This is a genomic window from Aquimarina sp. MMG016, assembly GCF_018100805.1.
GTDB lineage: Bacteria > Bacteroidota > Bacteroidia > Flavobacteriales > Flavobacteriaceae > Aquimarina.
In genome coordinates this window covers 54776-71351 of sequence record NZ_JAGJEA010000011.1, presented here as the reverse complement: position 1 = coordinate 71351, position 16576 = coordinate 54776, and the positions used below count along the sequence as shown (strand labels likewise).

Here is a 16576-nt window from a genome sequence, read left to right as displayed (position 1 = left end):
TTTTAAATTCTTTTAGGTGTAATTTTATAAAGAGTAAAAAGAACAACTATTTTATTATATAATACCTAATATATGAGCAAACACGACTTTAATCCAGAGAGTTTGATGATGACCTACGGCTACAAACCAGAGTTGTCAGAAGGAGCTATTAAATGTCCAATATTTCAGACATCAACATTTGTTTTTAAAACCGCAGAAGAAGGAAAAGCTTTTTTTGAATTGGCTTATGGTTTACGTGAAAAATCACCTAAAGAAGAATTGGGGCTAATTTATAGTAGAATTAATAACCCTAATCTGGAGATACTGGAAAACAGGCTGTGTCTATGGGATAAAGCAGATGATTGTGCAGTGTTTGAGAGTGGTATGTCTGCCATTAGTACCGTGTTGTTAGAATTTTTGAAACCAGGGGATCTGCTCGTATATAGTAACCCTGTGTATGGTGGAACAGATCATTTTATTCACCATTTTTTGGATAAAATTGGTGTAGATACTATTGGAGTCATGCCGAATCAAAGTATAGAAGAAGTAGAGCAGATGATTAAAGCTTCGGGCAAAGCGGATAAACTTGCAATGATTTATCTGGAAACTCCCGCTAATCCAACTAATGATATTGTAGATATTGAAAAATTCAGTCTATTGGCCGAAAAGTATAGTACAGAGGATAGAAAAGCATTAGTGGCGGTAGATAATACTTATATGGGACCACTATGGCAACATCCGCTACAATGTGGAGCAGATTTAGTATTGTATTCTGCAACTAAATATATTGGTGGGCATAGTGATTTAATTGCTGGAGCAGTTTTAGGAAATTCAGAGTTAATGTTGCGAGTGAAAACTTTGCGTACATTTTTAGGCAATATGGTGAGCCCTCATACGGCTTGGTTGATGCTCAGAAGTTTAGAAACATTAAAAATACGAATGGATCAACAGACCCAGAACGCTCAAGTGGTTGCAGATTATTTAGAAAATCATCCTAAAGTAGATAAAGTATACTATCTGGGATTATTAGAAGAAGGAACAGAAGCCTATGAAACATATCAAAAACAATGTTCTGCTCCTGGAGCAATGGTATCTTTTGATATCGTAGGAGGTGAAAAGGAAGCTTTTATGTTCCTGAATAGTTTGAAGCTGATGAAACTAGCTGTAAGTTTAGGAGGTACTGAGAGTTTAGCACAACACCCTAAAACGATGACACATGCTGGAGTAGATGAATTACAAAGACAACAAATGAATGTAACAGATAAACTATTACGTTTATCAGTAGGAGTAGAGAGCGCTAAAGATTTGATATGGGACCTGGAACAAGCATTAGAAAAAGTTGAGGTCAATCTAGAAGTCGAAACGTTATAGGGATTACAAAAAATCCTTCTCATAATAGATTAAGCACGGTTATGAAGAAAGCTGTGCTTTTTCATATACCTAAAGTAGGGAGATGTTTTACTTTTTTATAGAGCAAAGCTGCAGTAATGCATTTTTTTAATTTAGCTTCAGGTACATTGTCATTTATCCTAAAAACTATTGCCCTATTTCCTTCAAAACTAAAAGAGTCTTTATATACTGTTCTAAATGTTGTAACTAATTTGGTAGAACAACTGAAATACATAGCATATTGCTTTGGTTTACTTTTCTTCCAGTCAATTCTAATAGTACTGCCTTTTTTATTAAGATAGCTGGGTTCACCCCATTTTAGAGTTTCCTCTATCTCCGATATTTCTTTTATTTCGTTTGCGGTTTCTATAATTAAGGTTCTAAGGTTTTCTATTTTTTTTCGAATGGCATTAGGATAATTGTTGAATACAGGCTCAACTTCCTGGTTTGTATTGATTTCTACATTGTTCATTTATCAGCAAATTTTAATTGATATTGGATATCATAGAAAAGGAAAATCAAAATAATAATTACTTAAATATAAAATTTAAAGGTTAATTATCTCTCATAATTCCCTGATGTTTTTGACTTGTACTCTTTAATATGTTGATTTTTTGGAAGAGTATAAATAGGTAATATTCTAATTTACAAGTGTTAAGGGTGTATCAACTATCAAAAATGGGTGTTTTCCCCCATTGCGCAGTATGCGCTATCAAAGTATCTTTACACCATATTATTAAAAACACTTTATGAACCATTATTACACATATAAAACCATGAATTTATTTAGCTTCAACTTTCGATTTATTTTAGAATTTATTAAAGAACTTCCAAAAGCTAGTAGCCACGCTATCCACAGATAGTCAATAGTTTTTATAAAAATATACCTTAGTGTTAGTGTTTTGGGGAAAACTTGACTGGTAAGGAAAATAAAAAAACCGTTTGCTAAGGCTTACGGTTTTTTTGTATAGTAGAAAACTTGTCTTTTTTAGTGAGTTATCCTTTTGTTTATTAGGGTTTTAAGATTTAGATCATCACTGCTTGTATTATTTTTTATATTAATATGATAATATTGTTGAAGTTTTGGAAAATCAATACTTTTTTAATCGGTTCTTGGATATTTTGATCTAAATTTTTCTTAAGATTAACTATTGAATTCTTTTTAATTTTAGAAGTGAAATTGTTGTCTACCGTTTTTTTCTAACCTTTTAATATGTTTTTGGCTTCAAAATTATGGTAACTACATGTTGTTATCTTGGGAAGGAGTAAGATGATTTTGATAGGTATAATTTACTTTTTGTTATTTATCATTAATGATTACTTCAAAATATCATAATTATTATAAACTGAAATATATCTGATTTCTACTTTAATAAGCACTTAGGGGGTATCAACCATCAAAAATGGGTGTTTTCCCCCATTGCGCATTATGTGTTATCAAAGTATCTTTACACCATATTATTTAAAACACTTTATGAACCATTATTACATCTATAAAACCATGAATTTATTTAGCTTCAATTTTCGATTTATTTTAGAGTTTATTAAAGAACTTCCAAAAGCTAGTAGCCACGCTATTCATAGATAGTCAATAGCTTTTGCAAAAATATACCTTAGTGTTAGTGTTTTGGGGGAAACTTAACTAGTAAGGAAAATAAAAAATCCGTATGCCTAGGCATACGGATTTTTAATGTAAAACGATTCTTAGAATTTATTTCAGAGCTCCAACCATATCTTCTGGTTTTACCCATTCTTCGAATTCTTGTTCACTTACATACCCTAGTGCGATGGCTTCTTCTTTTAGCGTAGTGCCATTTTGATGGGCTGTATTCGCAATCTCAGCTGCTTTATAATATCCAATTTTAGTATTTAATGCAGTAACTAACATTAATGAGCTATTTAATAGCTCTGTAATTCTTTTATGATTCGGTTCAATACCTTGTGCACAATGTTCATCAAAAGATACACAGGCATCACCAATAAGTTGAGCACTCTGTAATAAATTGGCAGCCATTACTGGTTTGAAGACGTTTAATTCAAAATGTCCTTGCATTCCACTCACGTTTATTGTTACATCATTACCTAATACCTGAGCGCAAACCATGGTTAAGGCTTCACACTGTGTGGGGTTTACTTTTCCTGGCATAATAGAACTACCAGGTTCGTTGGCCGGAATGATTAATTCTCCAATACCACTTCTGGGACCAGAAGCTAGCATACGAATATCGTTTCCGATTTTGTTTAAAGAAACAGCTAGCTGTTTTAAAGCGCCGTGAGTTTCTACAAAAGCATCATGAGCCGCTAGAGCTTCGAATTTGTTTTCTGCAGTGATAAATGGTAAACTGGTAAACTGTGCAATAAATTCTGATACACGTTTAGCATATCCTTTTGGGGTATTTAAACCAGTACCAACTGCTGTTCCTCCAAGTGCCAATTCTGCTAGATGTGGTAATGTACTTTCTAAAGCTTTTAATCCGTGATCCAATTGAGAAACATAACCGGATAACTCTTGACCAATAGTAAGAGGAGTAGCATCCATAAAATGAGTACGCCCGATTTTTACTACATCTCTATACTGTTCAGATTTCTTCTTTAATGTATCTCTTAGTTGCGTAACTCCGGGAATAGTAACTTCTACGATCTTTTTATATGCTGCGATATGCATTCCTGTTGGGAAAGTATCGTTAGAAGATTGGGATTTGTTAACGTCATCATTAGGTTGTAATGTTTTATCCCCTTTGCCAATTGTGTGACCTGCTATTTGGTGCGCACGGTTAGCAATTACCTCATTTACATTCATATTGCTTTGGGTGCCTGATCCGGTTTGCCAGATTACTAAAGGAAACTGATCATCATGTTTCCCTGCTAAGATTTCATCACATACTTGTGCAATAAGATCTCTTTTTTCGATAGGTAATGCTCCTAACTCACAATTGGTGTAAGCAGCAGCTTTTTTTAGATATGCGAATCCATATACTATTTCTAAAGGCATAGAGCCCGGAGAACCAATTTTAAAATTATTTCTGGAACGTTCTGTCTGAGCTCCCCAAAGCTTATCGGCAGGAACTTTTACCTCGCCCATTGTATCCTTTTCTATTCTATATTCCATAGGTAAAGATGATTTGTTTTTTGAAAACGCAAATTTAAGCATTTGATAAGCTATTTCTGAATAAAGAGATTACTTTTTAAAGTAAGAAAGGAAGCATTAAGGAAGTTTTTTAAATAAATTATTTTAAGCTATGAATTAAAAGGAAGAGTTATTATCTTTGGCAAAAATTGAAAATTATAATATCGTTATGTTCGAGTTTGATCAGTATCTTGGTTTTTTAGCATTTTTAACAATCCTGACTATAGGGTTTTGGTTAATGATCTTTTTATTAACTTTTGTAGTTCCTTATTGGATTATTGGTGCTAATCTTGAGAATTTCAAATTAAGAAAAGAAGCTAAGCGTAAAGCAGCATTAGGAGAATAGATACAAATTATTATATATATTATATAAAAGGAAGTCCAATTTGGACTTCCTTTTTTTGTTTACCGGCGTATTATATTCTTTTTGATAAATAATATTCGAAACATAAATACCTTGAGGAATAACATTTATCCACAAAATTAGAACACCCATCCTCAAAATAATTAAAGTCATTGAGTAATTGATTTGCTTTACGTAAAAGAAATTAAACACAAATCATTATTCATTAAAATATGTCATTTAATAGATCATTATTAATCATTACCTTATTTTTTGTATCACTTATCAGCTATTCGCAAAGCCATAAAATTGCTGCATCTCTGACCGGGGGAATAGTACAAGATGGATTTAGCGGTATGGCAACTTTAGACTATAAAGTAAATGAATTCGATTATCTACAACTTAATTTACAGGCTAGTTTTTCTGAAATAGAATTGGAAAACATAGATGTTCCTGTTGATTTATATTCATTTAACGGAGGCTTCTTTTTTGATATACTTAGGAATAATTCCCGAACCTTTGCTTTGTCAATAGGTGCAGGTGGGACTATAGGTTATGAAACCATCAATGGAGGAGATGAAGTATTAGAAAACAATTCACTTCTTACAATCGATACCGGTAAGATAGTTTATGGAGCTTATGCCGGTATTGATGCTGACATTTTTTTGAATTCTACATTGGCATTGAACATCAAAGCAAACGAGATATATCATATTAATAGTGATGTTGGAGAATTTACGCCGTATGTCGGGTTGGGAGCGAAATTAATTCTGAAGTAGAGATCTGGAAGATTATTTTATCCTTCAAACTCTTCATCTCCACCATTGAAGTCTCTTCTGGATCGTTGTCTTTTTTTCTTTTGATTAAATCTATAGGTAAAAGATAGATTAAAACTACGTTCTCTCCATTGAAATTCACTATCAGAAGTAAAGGAAGGTGTTGTAGCAGTACTTATTCTTTTTCGTGAATTGAATACATCACTTACATTAAAGGTTAATGAAGCTTTTTCTTTAAAAATATCTTTACTAAATGCCAGATTCATACTAAAAATACCTTCGCGTCTGGTTTGTGCATCTTCACTTGGTCCTCTATAGAATATTCTAGTTTGCCAATCGACTTTGGCTGGCAAAGTAACTTTGTTATTCAGTCTTATAAACCAACTGAAGTTATCTGCATCAAAATTTTGCCCATTAAAATCACCTCTAATATTATTCTGAAAAGCATTTAAATTACCATTAATTCTCCATTTACGACTAGGGTTATATGTAAGTGTAAACTCAAAACCGTATCGATCAGAACTACCCAGGTTTACTGGTGTTCTTCTTATTACAGGTACTCGAACTTCCTCATTGTTATCATCGATACCTATAACTGCAGTCGTTCCTGTGTCTTCAGAAATAAAAGTAAATACCTGAGTAGAATGGCTATAATAAATAGAAGTATTCAGGGTTAGTTTTCCAAATCTATTTAGATAACCCAAATCAAAAGTATTAGCATAGCTTGGATCAAGATCGGGATTCCCTTGAAATAAATTAGTAGCACTGGATCTAGAAGGAAATGGATTAATGAATCTAGAGCGTGGTCTTCTAATCCTTTTATTATATCCAAGAGTTAAACTTTGTTTTTTAGATAATTCATACCCTAAATTTATTGTTGGGAAAATATCTGTATAATTCTTTTTAATAAAATCATTACTGGTTTGTTGGTCTATTGTGATTCTGGTATCTTCTATTCTTAACCCTAATAGATAAGAAAATTTACCAATCTTACTGCCGTATTGGGTATAAGCTGCATTAATACGCTCTTTAAAAATCAAATTATTTGATAAACTGTCATTTCTAATAATAACTCCATTATCTTCATCTTCAACCAAAAAATTAGTATCTAAGTCATTAAAGTTACCTCGATAGCCTAGCTCAAACTGGCTTTTTTCTCCTAGAGGTAGTACATAATCTCCTTGTAATAAGATACGATCTTGGTCTTCTGTGGTATTTACTAATTCTATTCTTGATATATTATCTTGGGTGATTCTGGAGTTTTCTTCTTCACTACTATTTTCAACCTGAAAATCAAAAGTTAATTTATGACCATTAGCATTAAGATCTTTTGTATAGTTAAGTGAGTATTGTTTTGTTGTATCATCTTCAATTTCAGGATCAAAACGTATGTTCTGACTTAATATCGTACCGTCAGTATCCGGTCTTGTGATAATATTTGTAGTATTACTTTCATTATCACTAGATCGATATAAAAATGAAGCGGTTATAGAAGATGTTTTATTAATATACCATTCTACTCCTATATTAGTATTTAAACCTTTTCGGATACGATCAAAATCCCTTTCCTCATTTTGAAAAGTATCTGGAAGATCAATTATTTGCCCAGGATTATCAGGATCAGATCTTAGGTTGAAGAACTGTGATTCAGTAAGAGAATTTCCTGGTACTTCGCGATAATTATATCCTGAGGTGGTAAAAAAGTTAAAGTCTCCTGTACGATAATTAAGGTTTCCTGATATACCAGCCTGAAATGGAAATCCAGAGTTCATAGTTAGAGCACCGTTCAATCCCTGAAGTTTACTTCGTCTTAGAATAATATTTAATATTCCTGCTGTTCCTTCAGCATCATACCGTGCAGAAGGAGATGTGATTACTTCTACACGTTCAATGGATTCTGCAGGTAGTTGTCGCAATGCATCTGTACTATTCAATCCGACTAATCCAGAAGGTTTTCCATTAATCAATATTCTAACATTGTCGTTTCCGCGTAAAGCGACATTACCCTCAACATCTACAGATACAGAAGGCACATTATCTAATACATCACTAACAGTCCCACCCCTTATGGTAAGATCTTTACCCACATTATAGATTTTTTTATCCAATTTGATTTCTACGGTAGTTTTTTCTGCAACTACTACCACATCATCAAGAGTTTCTCTATCTAAGCTTAATGTTATTGTACCTATATCTTTAGATTTGAATAATTTTTGCTTGGGAAGCTTTTTAGTTTTAAAAGAAATGAATTCAATATTGATATCATAAATTCCTCTATTGACTTCGATACTAAATTTTCCATTTTTATCTGTAATACCACCGGTTATTATTTTTTGCAATCTAGAGTTATAGAAAGATACAGTTGCATATTCCAATGGTTTATTAGTGTCTTGATCTAATATCAAACCAGAAATAACTACGGATTCCTCTTGGAAATTTCTTTGTTGTGCAGAAATTAAAAATGTAGAGATGAAAATTACAATAAATATAGGTTTTCTCATGCTTAGCAAGTATAGCTTTTTGACCAAAAGTATCGAAGTACATATAACGATGAGGTTAATTGTCTGTTAAATATGATTTAATACAATTTTTGCACTAACTAATTGATATATGGTTTAATCGAAAAAATCTTTTTTTTGATTTTTTTAGTATGAAAATTCTTGTTAATTTATAAGGTATTGTCTTACAGTGCTTTAAATGAAATGTTGAGGTTTTTGTTAATGTAATTTTAAAACATAAAATTTCTTTACGGTTTTTCCACATAAAAAAAACACAATAATTCTTGTTGTCATTACGTTTCGAGTATTTACATTTGCACTTTGTTTTTAAAAAATTAACATACTAATCGTCAAATAATTGTTTATGAAAATACAGTTGATTAATAAGCTTTTATTAGTTTTTATTATTTCAGTTTTTACACACTCATTGAATGCACAAAGTCATAAAACAGATTTATCATTGACTGGGGGAATAGTTCAAGACGGATTTGGTGTTGTGGCTACATTAGATTATAAGGTTAATGATTTTGATTTTCTTCAGTTTAATGTACAAGCCAGCTTTTCTAATTTAGAAGTTCAGGATGTTGATGTTCCTGTAAACTTGTATGCATTTAATCCTGGTTTTTTCTTTGATGTTATAAGAAATAACAGTAGAAAATTTGCTTTATCACTTGGTGCGGGCGCTACTTTAGGATATGAAGTTATAAATAACGGAGATGACAAACTTGATAATGGTCAATTATTACTTATTGATAGTAAGTTTGTCTATGGTGCTTATGCAGGAATAGATGCAGATATTTTTATTATTCCGACGTTTACCATAAACATAAAGATTAATGAAATGTACCATGTCAATAGTGATATCGGAGAATTTAGCCCATATATTGGCGTTGGTGGAAAATTAATATTATTCTAAAAAATTTTAGAACTATGAAAAAGAGTTACAAATATATTTCTGGGATGTTAGTTTTTCTTTTGTTAGCAATCGCTTGTACTAAAGAAATAACTGAAGATCTTTTAGTGTTTTTTAAGGTTGAAGTAAGTAAAACTGGTGCTATTCAGACTTTTGTTAATACATCTGATGATATTCAGTTTAACATTACCGGTATTGATGGTATTCAGGCTGGTGACTATATGTTCAAATACGAAGTTATAGAAGGAACAGGTTCATATACCATTAATTCTGAAGAAATTCCGGAAGATGAATTCATAGATTTCCCTAGTGGTTCTATTTCTGTGAGTTATACAGGGACTACAGTAGGAACCCATAAAGTTTTAATCACGATAAGGAATATTCAACAAAGAGAAGAACAAATAGAATTAACTTATAATGTTCAAGATACTGCATTTACTTACCAAATTGAACCTCAGGAAGGTTCTGCTTATATTGGAGAAGTAAAAGAGCTAACTCAAAATACTACACAGGTAAGCCCAGATACTTATGAGACGAGGTATTCGTTTGTCGTTGCTGATGAGAATACTGGTACAGCTAAAGTATTGATTAATGGCGAGGATGCTGCTCCGGATACATTAGTAGATACACCTGCTGGAAATTTTGTTTGGCAATTTGAAGGACTTACTTTAGGAAGAGTTCAAATCTTATTTACAACTGAAAGTAAAACTTTTGGTATAATTAGAGAGGCTACAGTTACTTTACAAGTAACAGATACTCCTGATTTTGAATTTAGTGTCTTTAGAACAAGTGCTCCTCCTATTACAGGGGTCCCAAATAGTCTTGGTTTTAGTATTGAAGAAACGGCAGGCTCTTCGACGTATACCATGACCTATACAACATCTAGTGAAGGAAGTTTATTATATAACGGAACATCTTATCAACCAGGACAAGAAATTCCTTTTGTACTTGATGAAATCACAGGACAGTATACAGGAACGGTAGCAGCAACTCATGAGCTTGTTTTTACTGTTTCTAATGCAAATCAGACACCTGTTGTTAGAACAGCAATGATTAATTTCGTGATTCAGGATCCAGATGTTACTGCTCCTGTAATTGTATTGGTTGATGAGGATAAAAATCCCCTTATTGTGCAGCAAGGGAATGCTCTTGTTGATCCTGGAGCTACCGCTACAGATGATAGAGACAGTGTAGTTGAGGTTATAGCGTCTAATAATGTGGATGTTAATGTTCCTGGGGAGTATACTATCACGTATACCGCAACAGACGCTGCACAAAATACAGCCTCAATTACTAGAACGGTAATTGTTAATGCACCTCCGGTAGCTGTGATTAGTGCAAGTCCACTATCTGGATTAGCGCCTTTGTCTACATCTTTTAATAATTCTGGATCAACTGATAGTGATGGTAGTATTGTATCGTCTTCTTGGGATTTTGGGGATGGAGAAGGCACATCTGGTGTATTTCCTTTAGCTACAACTCATGAGTACGCTGCGGGTAATTATACTGCTATTTTAACTGTAACAGATAATTTAGGTGGAGTAGGAACTGCAACTGTGCAAATAGAGTCTATAAACCCAGACTCAACTGCACCTGTAATAACCTTGAATAGTCCGGCTCAAAACCCTCAAATAATACAGTTAGGAGGAACCTATACTGAATTAGGAGCAACCGCATTAGATGATGTAGATGGTACAGTAACTGCAACTCCTTCCGGAACAGTAAATACCAGTGTTGCTGGCTCATATATTATTACATATACTGCTAGAGATGCTGCAAATAATACAGCTACAGCTACAAGGACTGTTATCGTAAATGCTCCGCCTGTAGCTAGAATTACAACAAATACAACCTCTGGACCAGCTCCGTTGACGGTTTCATTTAATAATTCTGGATCTACTGACCCTGATGATGCGATACAGAATTCAACTTGGAATTTTGGTAACGGTAATAATACTGGCGGTTTTCCAAATAATAGAAGCTTTACCTTTAATAGTGCAGGGACATACGATGTGACAATGACTGTTAGGGATGGCCGAGGAGGAGAAGATACGGCTACGGTAAGGATTACGGTGACTAATCCTCCAGATACTACTCCACCAGTTATTACAATTCAAGGTTTCACGAATGTAACGATAGAAGTTGGAACTAATTACGTGGATGCAGGAGCAACAGCAACTGATAATAGAGATGGAAATATTACTTCTCGAATTCAAACCACGTCTAATGTTAATACAAATATAGCAGGAGTTTATACTGTTAGGTATAATGTCTCTGATAATGCTGGTAATGCTGCTCAGGAAAAAGTTAGAACTGTTAGAGTACAATGTGTTTGTGATCCTGGCTTTGTACCTTGCCCAGACCTTCCATTTTGTGAATGTGTTCCGGAAGGACAAATAGATAGATGCTTACTCTAAAAGGTTTAAAGATTTAGATAAAAGAGAAAAACCCTTTATTTTATGCTATAAAATAAAGGGTTTTTCTCTTTTATAATATTGTTATAACTTTCTCTGGAGGTCTTCCAATAACTGCTTTTTTGTTTTTAACGATAATAGGTCTCTCTATCAATTTAGGGTTTTCAACCATAGCTTTTATCAAGTCTTGATCTGAAAGCTCTTTACTTTTATATTTTTCTTTCCAAATAGCTTCATTTTTTCTCACAAGTTCAATTGGAGAAATGTTTAAAAGACTAATGAGTTCAGATAATTCTTGTTCAGTAGGAACGTTTTCCAAATATTTAATAATATGTATATCTTGATTTTGCTCTTCTAGAATAGAAAGAGCCTGTCTGGATTTGCTACATCTTGGATTGTGATATATTTTAACCATTGTAATTGTTTTTTAGTCTTCATTTTTTTGCCCCATCATCATGAGATAGGCCTTTAGGAAAGCATCAATATTTCCATCCATAACTGCATCTACATTACCAGTTTCCTCTGCAGTTCTGACATCTTTTACCAGTTTATAAGGGTGCATTACATAATTACGAATCTGAGAACCCCACTCAATTTTCATTTTAGAAGCCTCTATTTCATCTCGTTGCGCTCTTTGTTTTTGAAGTTCAATCTCGAATAACTGTGATTTTAGCATCTGCAATGCTTTTAACCTGTTTTCTTGTTGTGACCTGGTATCGGAACATGAGATCTGAATTCCGGTAGGGAAGTGTGTAAGTTGTACTTTAGTTTCAACTTTATTCACATTTTGCCCTCCAGCTCCGCTAGATCGAGATGTTATAATTTCATAATCTGCAGGGTTGATATCGATCTCAATACTATCATCGGCAAGAGGATAGACATAAATTGAAGCAAAAGAGGTATGTCGTTTTGCATTACTATCAAATGGCGAGATTCGGACTAGGCGATGTACACCATTTTCTCCTTTAAGCCATCCAAAAGCATAATCTCCTTCAATTTCTAGAGTTACAGTTTTTATTCCGGCAACATCTCCTCCTTGATAATTTAATTCTCTAATCTTAAAGCCTTGTTTTTCAGCCCACATTAAGTACATTCGCATTAGCATACTGGCCCAATCACAACTTTCGGTACCACCAGCACCAGCAGTAATTTGTAATACAGCACTCATGCTATCTCCTTCGTCACTGAGCATGTTTTTAAATTCAAGCTCTTCGATCTGCTCTAATGCTTCGGTGTGTCTTTCATTAACTTCAGTTTCCGTAGTATCTCCTTCTTTGTAGAATTCATATAATACTTCTAGATCATCAACCAGAGTTTCTCCTTTTTCATAATCCGAAACCCATTTTTTTTCTGCATTAAGAGCCCGCATTATTTTTTCGGCTTCTTGGGCGTTATCCCAAAAATTAGGAGCAAAAGTTTTTTCTTCTTCGTTGGCTATTTCAATTAGTTTGGCATCAATGTCAAAGATACCTCCTTAACGCAACCAGGCGCTTTCTCAGATCTAATATAGATTCTGTGTTAATCATAGTAGTTTTAATTTATAGCAAAAATAGGATTTAACAGTTCAGTAAGAAACAATTTTTGGATTATTTTATAGCTTTAAAACTTTTGCAAATATCTCTATACAAACCATCGTTCATGAAACCACATCTCTTTTATTTGTTCTTAATTATAACTAGTTCAATTTCAGCTCAATTTTTAGAAAAACAAAAAGATCTTAAACCTTACAAAGGATATTTTAATTTTTATTATAATGAATCGAAGGATGAAATTTATTTAGAGGTTGATAAAATAGGTGAAGAGTTTCTGTATGTTCATTCATTAACTACCGGTCTTGGGTCCAATGATATCGGTTTAGATAGAGGTCAAATTGGAGATGGGGTAGTAGTAAAATTCCAAAAGAGTGGGAATAAACTATTACTTATTCAACCAAATCAGCGATATCGGGCTGAAACAAATAATGAACTTGAAAAGAAAAGTATAGAACAAGCATTTGCTAAATCTGTTTTGTTTGGGTTTCCCATAAAGCAAGAAAATTCTGGTAAGTATATTATTGATTTCACTCCTTTCTTAATGCAGGATGCCCATGAGGTTATATCTAGGTTAAAATTTAAAAAAGAAGGGACTTATAGTATTGATAAGTCTAAAAGTGCTTTGAGTTTAGAAAGAACTAAAGCTTTCCCTAAGAATGTTGAGTTTGAAGTTTTATTAACCTATAAAGGTGCTCCAAAAGGAGAACATATTAGATCTGTGGCTCCCGATGCTAAATTTCTTTCAGTAGTTCAGCATCATTCATTTGTGGAGTTACCGGATAACAATTACAAAAAGAGAGAGTTTGATCCTAGAAGTGGAGCTATATCTATTTCTTATATGGATTATGCTACTCCCGTACAAGAGTCAATTACCAAACGTTATATTATAAGACATCGATTAGAAAAAGAAAATCCTGATCAAGCTATTAGTGAAGCTAAAGAACCAATCATTTATTATTTGGATCCAGGCACTCCTGAACCTGTTAGATCAGCTTTATTAGATGGTGCAAGATGGTGGAATCAAGCTTTTGAGGCTATAGGTTTTAAAGATGCCTTCCAGGTAAAGATATTGCCATCTGATGCTGATCCGATGGATTTGCGATACAATGTAATTCAATGGGTGCATCGATCCACAAGAGGTTGGAGTTATGGAGCGAGTGTAGTGGATCCAAGGACGGGTGAGATCTTAAAAGGACATGTGAGTTTAGGTAGTTTGCGTATTCGTCAAGATTTTTTGATCGCTCAAGCATTAATGAACCAACCTTTTAAAAATAATGATGATAATTATCAACCTATGTTAGAAATGGCTCTAGCTAGAATTCGTCAATTATCAGCTCATGAAGTAGGGCATACTATTGGATTTGCTCATAATTTTGCAGCTAGTACTAATGGTAGAGCTTCTGTAATGGATTATCCTCATCCTAAAGTTACGCTTAGAGATGGTGAAATTGACTTATCCGATGCTTATGATACCAAAATAGGGGTATGGGATAAGGTCACCGTAGCTTACAGTTATTCTGAATTCAATGAAGACCTCGAAGAACAAGAGAAGCTAAACCAAATTTTAGATGAAGCCTATCAGTCTGGTTTACGTTTTATTTCTGATAGTGATGCCAGACCTCCGGGAGGGGCTCATGCTTTGGCACATCTTTGGGATAATGGAAAAAATGCAGCCGAGGAATTAGAAGAGGTGTTAAAAGTTCGAGAAGTGGGAATTCGTAATTTCTCTGCTGAAAATATTAGAAGTAATGAACCTTATTCGATTTTAGAAGATGTTTTTGTTCCATTATATTTCTTTCATAGGTATCAAACAGAAGCCGCGGTAAAACTAATCGGAGGATTAAATTACAATTATTCGGTAAAAGGAGATCAGCAAACTATTGTGGAGACTGTTGATGTAAGACAACAAAAAGAAGCATTAAAACAAGTCTTAAAAACCTTATTCCCCGAAGTTTTGGTAATCCCTGAAGATAAACTAGAGCTTTTTCCGCCAAGGGCTTTTGGGTATAATAGAACCAGAGAATCTTTTAAAGGAAAAACTGGAGTTGGGTTTGATCCATTAAGTGTAGCTTCAACAGCTAGCGATATGAGTTTGTCATTGTTATTACATCCTCAAAGAGCTTCTAGATTGGTAAAACAAAAGAGTTTGGATGAAAAACAGTTAGGATTGTCAGAAACGCTTGATGAATTGATTGATGTAACTTTTAAAGCTAAAACTCAAAATAATTATCATAAAGAGATTCAATATATGGTGAAGTCAAATGTCTTAAAACATATAATGAGTCTTGGTAATAACAAACAAGCATATTCGCAGGTGAATGCAATTGCTTTTGGGAAAATTAGAGATATAGGCTTATTGCTTAAAAATGATAAAAGCAACGGTGTAGATAAAATGTATACAGGCTATTATTTAAAACAAATTAATGACTTCATAGAGAAACCCGAGAAATTTAAAATATTACCTTCACCAAAAATTCCTGATGGTTCTCCAATAGGAAGTTATCAATGTGAATTTTATAAAAGGAATTGAATTTTCGCGTAAGCAAAATAAAAAGATAGATGAGAATAGATTTAAGAAGTGATACGGTTACTAAACCTACCTCTGGTATGCTTAGTGCTATGATGAATGCTGAAGTTGGAGATGATGTGTATAAAGAGGATCCTACGGTAAATGAATTAGAAAAAAGAGTAGCCAATATGTTTGGTAAAGAAAAAGCTTTATTCTTTCCTACTGGGAGTATGGCCAATCAGACTGCTATAAAATTACATACACAACCTGGAGAGCAACTGATAGCTGATGAATATGCCCATGTTTATAATTATGAAGGAGGAGGGGTTTCTTTTAATAGTGCTGTTTCTTGTAAATTAATTAAAGGATATAGAGGGATGATCACAGCTTCACAAGTAGAGCAGTCAATTAATCCACCGGATTTTTATCATAGTCCGTTAACAAGTTTGGTATGTATCGAAAATACAACAAATAAAGGAGGTGGGGCTTGTTATAATTTTGAAGAAATAAGAAAAATCAGAAAAGTATGTGATGATCATAATTTAGGGTATCATTTAGATGGTGCTCGATTATGGAATGCTTTGGTAGCAAAAAAAGAGAGTCCTTTGCAATATGGAGAAGCTTTTGATACAATTTCGGTTTGCTTAAGCAAAGGTTTGGGAGCTCCGATCGGATCAGTATTGATAGGTAATACAGAAATCATGAATAACGCGATGCGTGTTAGGAAAGTTTTAGGTGGAGGGATGAGACAAGTTGGGTACCTTGCTGCTGCTGGTTTATATGCGATAGAAAACCATATAGAACGTTTAGACGAAGATCATAAACGAGCTCAAGAAATTGGAGAAGTATTAGAAAATTTATCTTTCGTAAAAAAAGTAGAGCCAATAGATACTAATATCGTTATTTTTACTATTGATGGTGATGAAGAAGATTTTATTTCAAAAATGGAAACTAAAGATGTGCATTTTTATGGAATGGGACAAGGGAAATTAAGATTTGTCACTCATCTTGATTATACTCCAATAATGCATGAGCATTTCTTGAAATTGTTGAAGTCCTTTGAAATAAATAAAGCTGTTCAGAAACTCTAAACAGC

General features: G+C 33.5%; 12 protein-coding genes. 7 read left to right on the top strand and 5 right to left on the bottom strand.

Annotated elements, in window-relative coordinates; all coding sequences use genetic code 11:
- The first annotated feature begins 72 nt into the window (after positions 1 to 72).
- Positions 73 to 1350, top strand: coding sequence for a cystathionine gamma-synthase family protein (locus J8M14_RS17825; RefSeq protein ID WP_211076179.1), 1278 nt, complete (start codon positions 73 to 75; stop codon positions 1348 to 1350).
- 61 nt (positions 1351 to 1411) lie between these two features.
- Here J8M14_RS17825 and J8M14_RS17820 read toward each other — a convergent pair whose 3' ends face one another.
- Together J8M14_RS17820 and fumC are read right to left on the bottom strand one after the other, a co-directional pair.
- Positions 1412 to 1840: a DUF1801 domain-containing protein gene (locus J8M14_RS17820; protein WP_211076178.1), complete on the bottom strand. Its 429-nt coding sequence runs from the start codon at positions 1838 to 1840 to the stop codon at positions 1412 to 1414.
- 1239 nt (positions 1841 to 3079) lie between these two features.
- Complete coding sequence (fumC, locus tag J8M14_RS17815) at positions 3080 to 4477, bottom strand: class II fumarate hydratase (RefSeq protein WP_211076177.1); 1398 nt, start codon at positions 4475 to 4477, stop codon at positions 3080 to 3082.
- A gap of 157 nt (positions 4478 to 4634) precedes the next feature.
- Here fumC and J8M14_RS17810 point away from each other — a divergent pair, with 157 nt between their 5' ends.
- Positions 4635 to 4841: a hypothetical protein gene (locus tag J8M14_RS17810; protein WP_211076246.1), complete on the top strand. Its 207-nt coding sequence runs from the start codon at positions 4635 to 4637 to the stop codon at positions 4839 to 4841.
- 230 nt (positions 4842 to 5071) lie between these two features.
- Positions 5072 to 5617, top strand: a complete 546-nt coding sequence (locus tag J8M14_RS17805) for a conjugal transfer protein TraO (protein WP_211076176.1) — start codon at positions 5072 to 5074, stop codon at positions 5615 to 5617.
- A 17-nt stretch (positions 5618 to 5634) separates the two neighbouring features.
- Here the strand turns inward: J8M14_RS17805 and J8M14_RS17800 are convergent, their stop codons facing one another.
- Positions 5635 to 8115, bottom strand: a complete 2481-nt coding sequence (locus tag J8M14_RS17800) for a TonB-dependent receptor (protein WP_211076175.1) — start codon at positions 8113 to 8115, stop codon at positions 5635 to 5637.
- 361 nt (positions 8116 to 8476) lie between these two features.
- Here J8M14_RS17800 and J8M14_RS17795 point away from each other — a divergent pair, with 361 nt between their 5' ends.
- Positions 8477 to 9028 (top strand): conjugal transfer protein TraO, encoded by a 552-nt coding sequence (locus tag J8M14_RS17795; RefSeq protein ID WP_211076174.1) that lies wholly within the window; start codon positions 8477 to 8479, stop codon positions 9026 to 9028.
- Between the two features lie 14 nt (positions 9029 to 9042).
- The gene (locus tag J8M14_RS17790; protein ID WP_211076173.1) at positions 9043 to 11442 is read left to right on the top strand and encodes an immunoglobulin-like domain-containing protein; all 2400 of its coding nucleotides are present in this window, start codon (positions 9043 to 9045) and stop codon (positions 11440 to 11442) included.
- A 70-nt stretch (positions 11443 to 11512) separates the two neighbouring features.
- Here the strand turns inward: J8M14_RS17790 and arsC are convergent, their stop codons facing one another.
- Together arsC and prfB are read right to left on the bottom strand one after the other, a co-directional pair.
- The gene (gene arsC / locus J8M14_RS17785; protein ID WP_211076172.1) at positions 11513 to 11854 is read right to left on the bottom strand and encodes an arsenate reductase (glutaredoxin); all 342 of its coding nucleotides are present in this window, start codon (positions 11852 to 11854) and stop codon (positions 11513 to 11515) included.
- A 12-nt stretch (positions 11855 to 11866) separates the two neighbouring features.
- A protein-coding gene (gene prfB, locus J8M14_RS17780) for a peptide chain release factor 2 (RefSeq protein ID WP_211076171.1) occupies positions 11867 to 12965 on the bottom strand; the annotation gives its coding sequence in 2 pieces (ribosomal slippage) (positions 11867 to 12901 and positions 12903 to 12965; 1098 coding nt in all).
- Between the two features lie 112 nt (positions 12966 to 13077).
- On the opposite strand from prfB, the gene J8M14_RS17775 reads away from it, so the two are divergent.
- A complete protein-coding gene (locus J8M14_RS17775; RefSeq protein ID WP_211076170.1) occupies positions 13078 to 15501 on the top strand; it encodes a zinc-dependent metalloprotease in 2424 nt (807 codons plus the stop codon).
- 29 nt (positions 15502 to 15530) lie between these two features.
- Positions 15531 to 16571: a GntG family PLP-dependent aldolase gene (locus J8M14_RS17770; protein WP_211076169.1), complete on the top strand. Its 1041-nt coding sequence runs from the start codon at positions 15531 to 15533 to the stop codon at positions 16569 to 16571.
- The last annotated feature ends 5 nt before the right edge of the window (positions 16572 to 16576 follow it).

Coding starts and splice junctions, on each gene's coding strand:
- J8M14_RS17770 (WP_211076169.1), top strand. CDS start 15,531: ATGAGAATAGATTTAAGAAGTGATACGGTTACTAAACCTACCTCTGGT.
- arsC (WP_211076172.1), bottom strand. CDS start 11,854: ATGGTTAAAATATATCACAATCCAAGATGTAGCAAATCCAGACAGGCT.
- J8M14_RS17820 (WP_211076178.1), bottom strand. CDS start 1,840: ATGAACAATGTAGAAATCAATACAAACCAGGAAGTTGAGCCTGTATTC.
- J8M14_RS17805 (WP_211076176.1), top strand. CDS start 5,072: ATGTCATTTAATAGATCATTATTAATCATTACCTTATTTTTTGTATCA.
- J8M14_RS17825 (WP_211076179.1), top strand. CDS start 73: ATGAGCAAACACGACTTTAATCCAGAGAGTTTGATGATGACCTACGGC.
- J8M14_RS17790 (WP_211076173.1), top strand. CDS start 9,043: ATGAAAAAGAGTTACAAATATATTTCTGGGATGTTAGTTTTTCTTTTG.
- J8M14_RS17795 (WP_211076174.1), top strand. CDS start 8,477: ATGAAAATACAGTTGATTAATAAGCTTTTATTAGTTTTTATTATTTCA.
- fumC (WP_211076177.1), bottom strand. CDS start 4,477: ATGGAATATAGAATAGAAAAGGATACAATGGGCGAGGTAAAAGTTCCT.
- J8M14_RS17775 (WP_211076170.1), top strand. CDS start 13,078: ATGAAACCACATCTCTTTTATTTGTTCTTAATTATAACTAGTTCAATT.
- J8M14_RS17800 (WP_211076175.1), bottom strand. CDS start 8,115: ATGAGAAAACCTATATTTATTGTAATTTTCATCTCTACATTTTTAATT.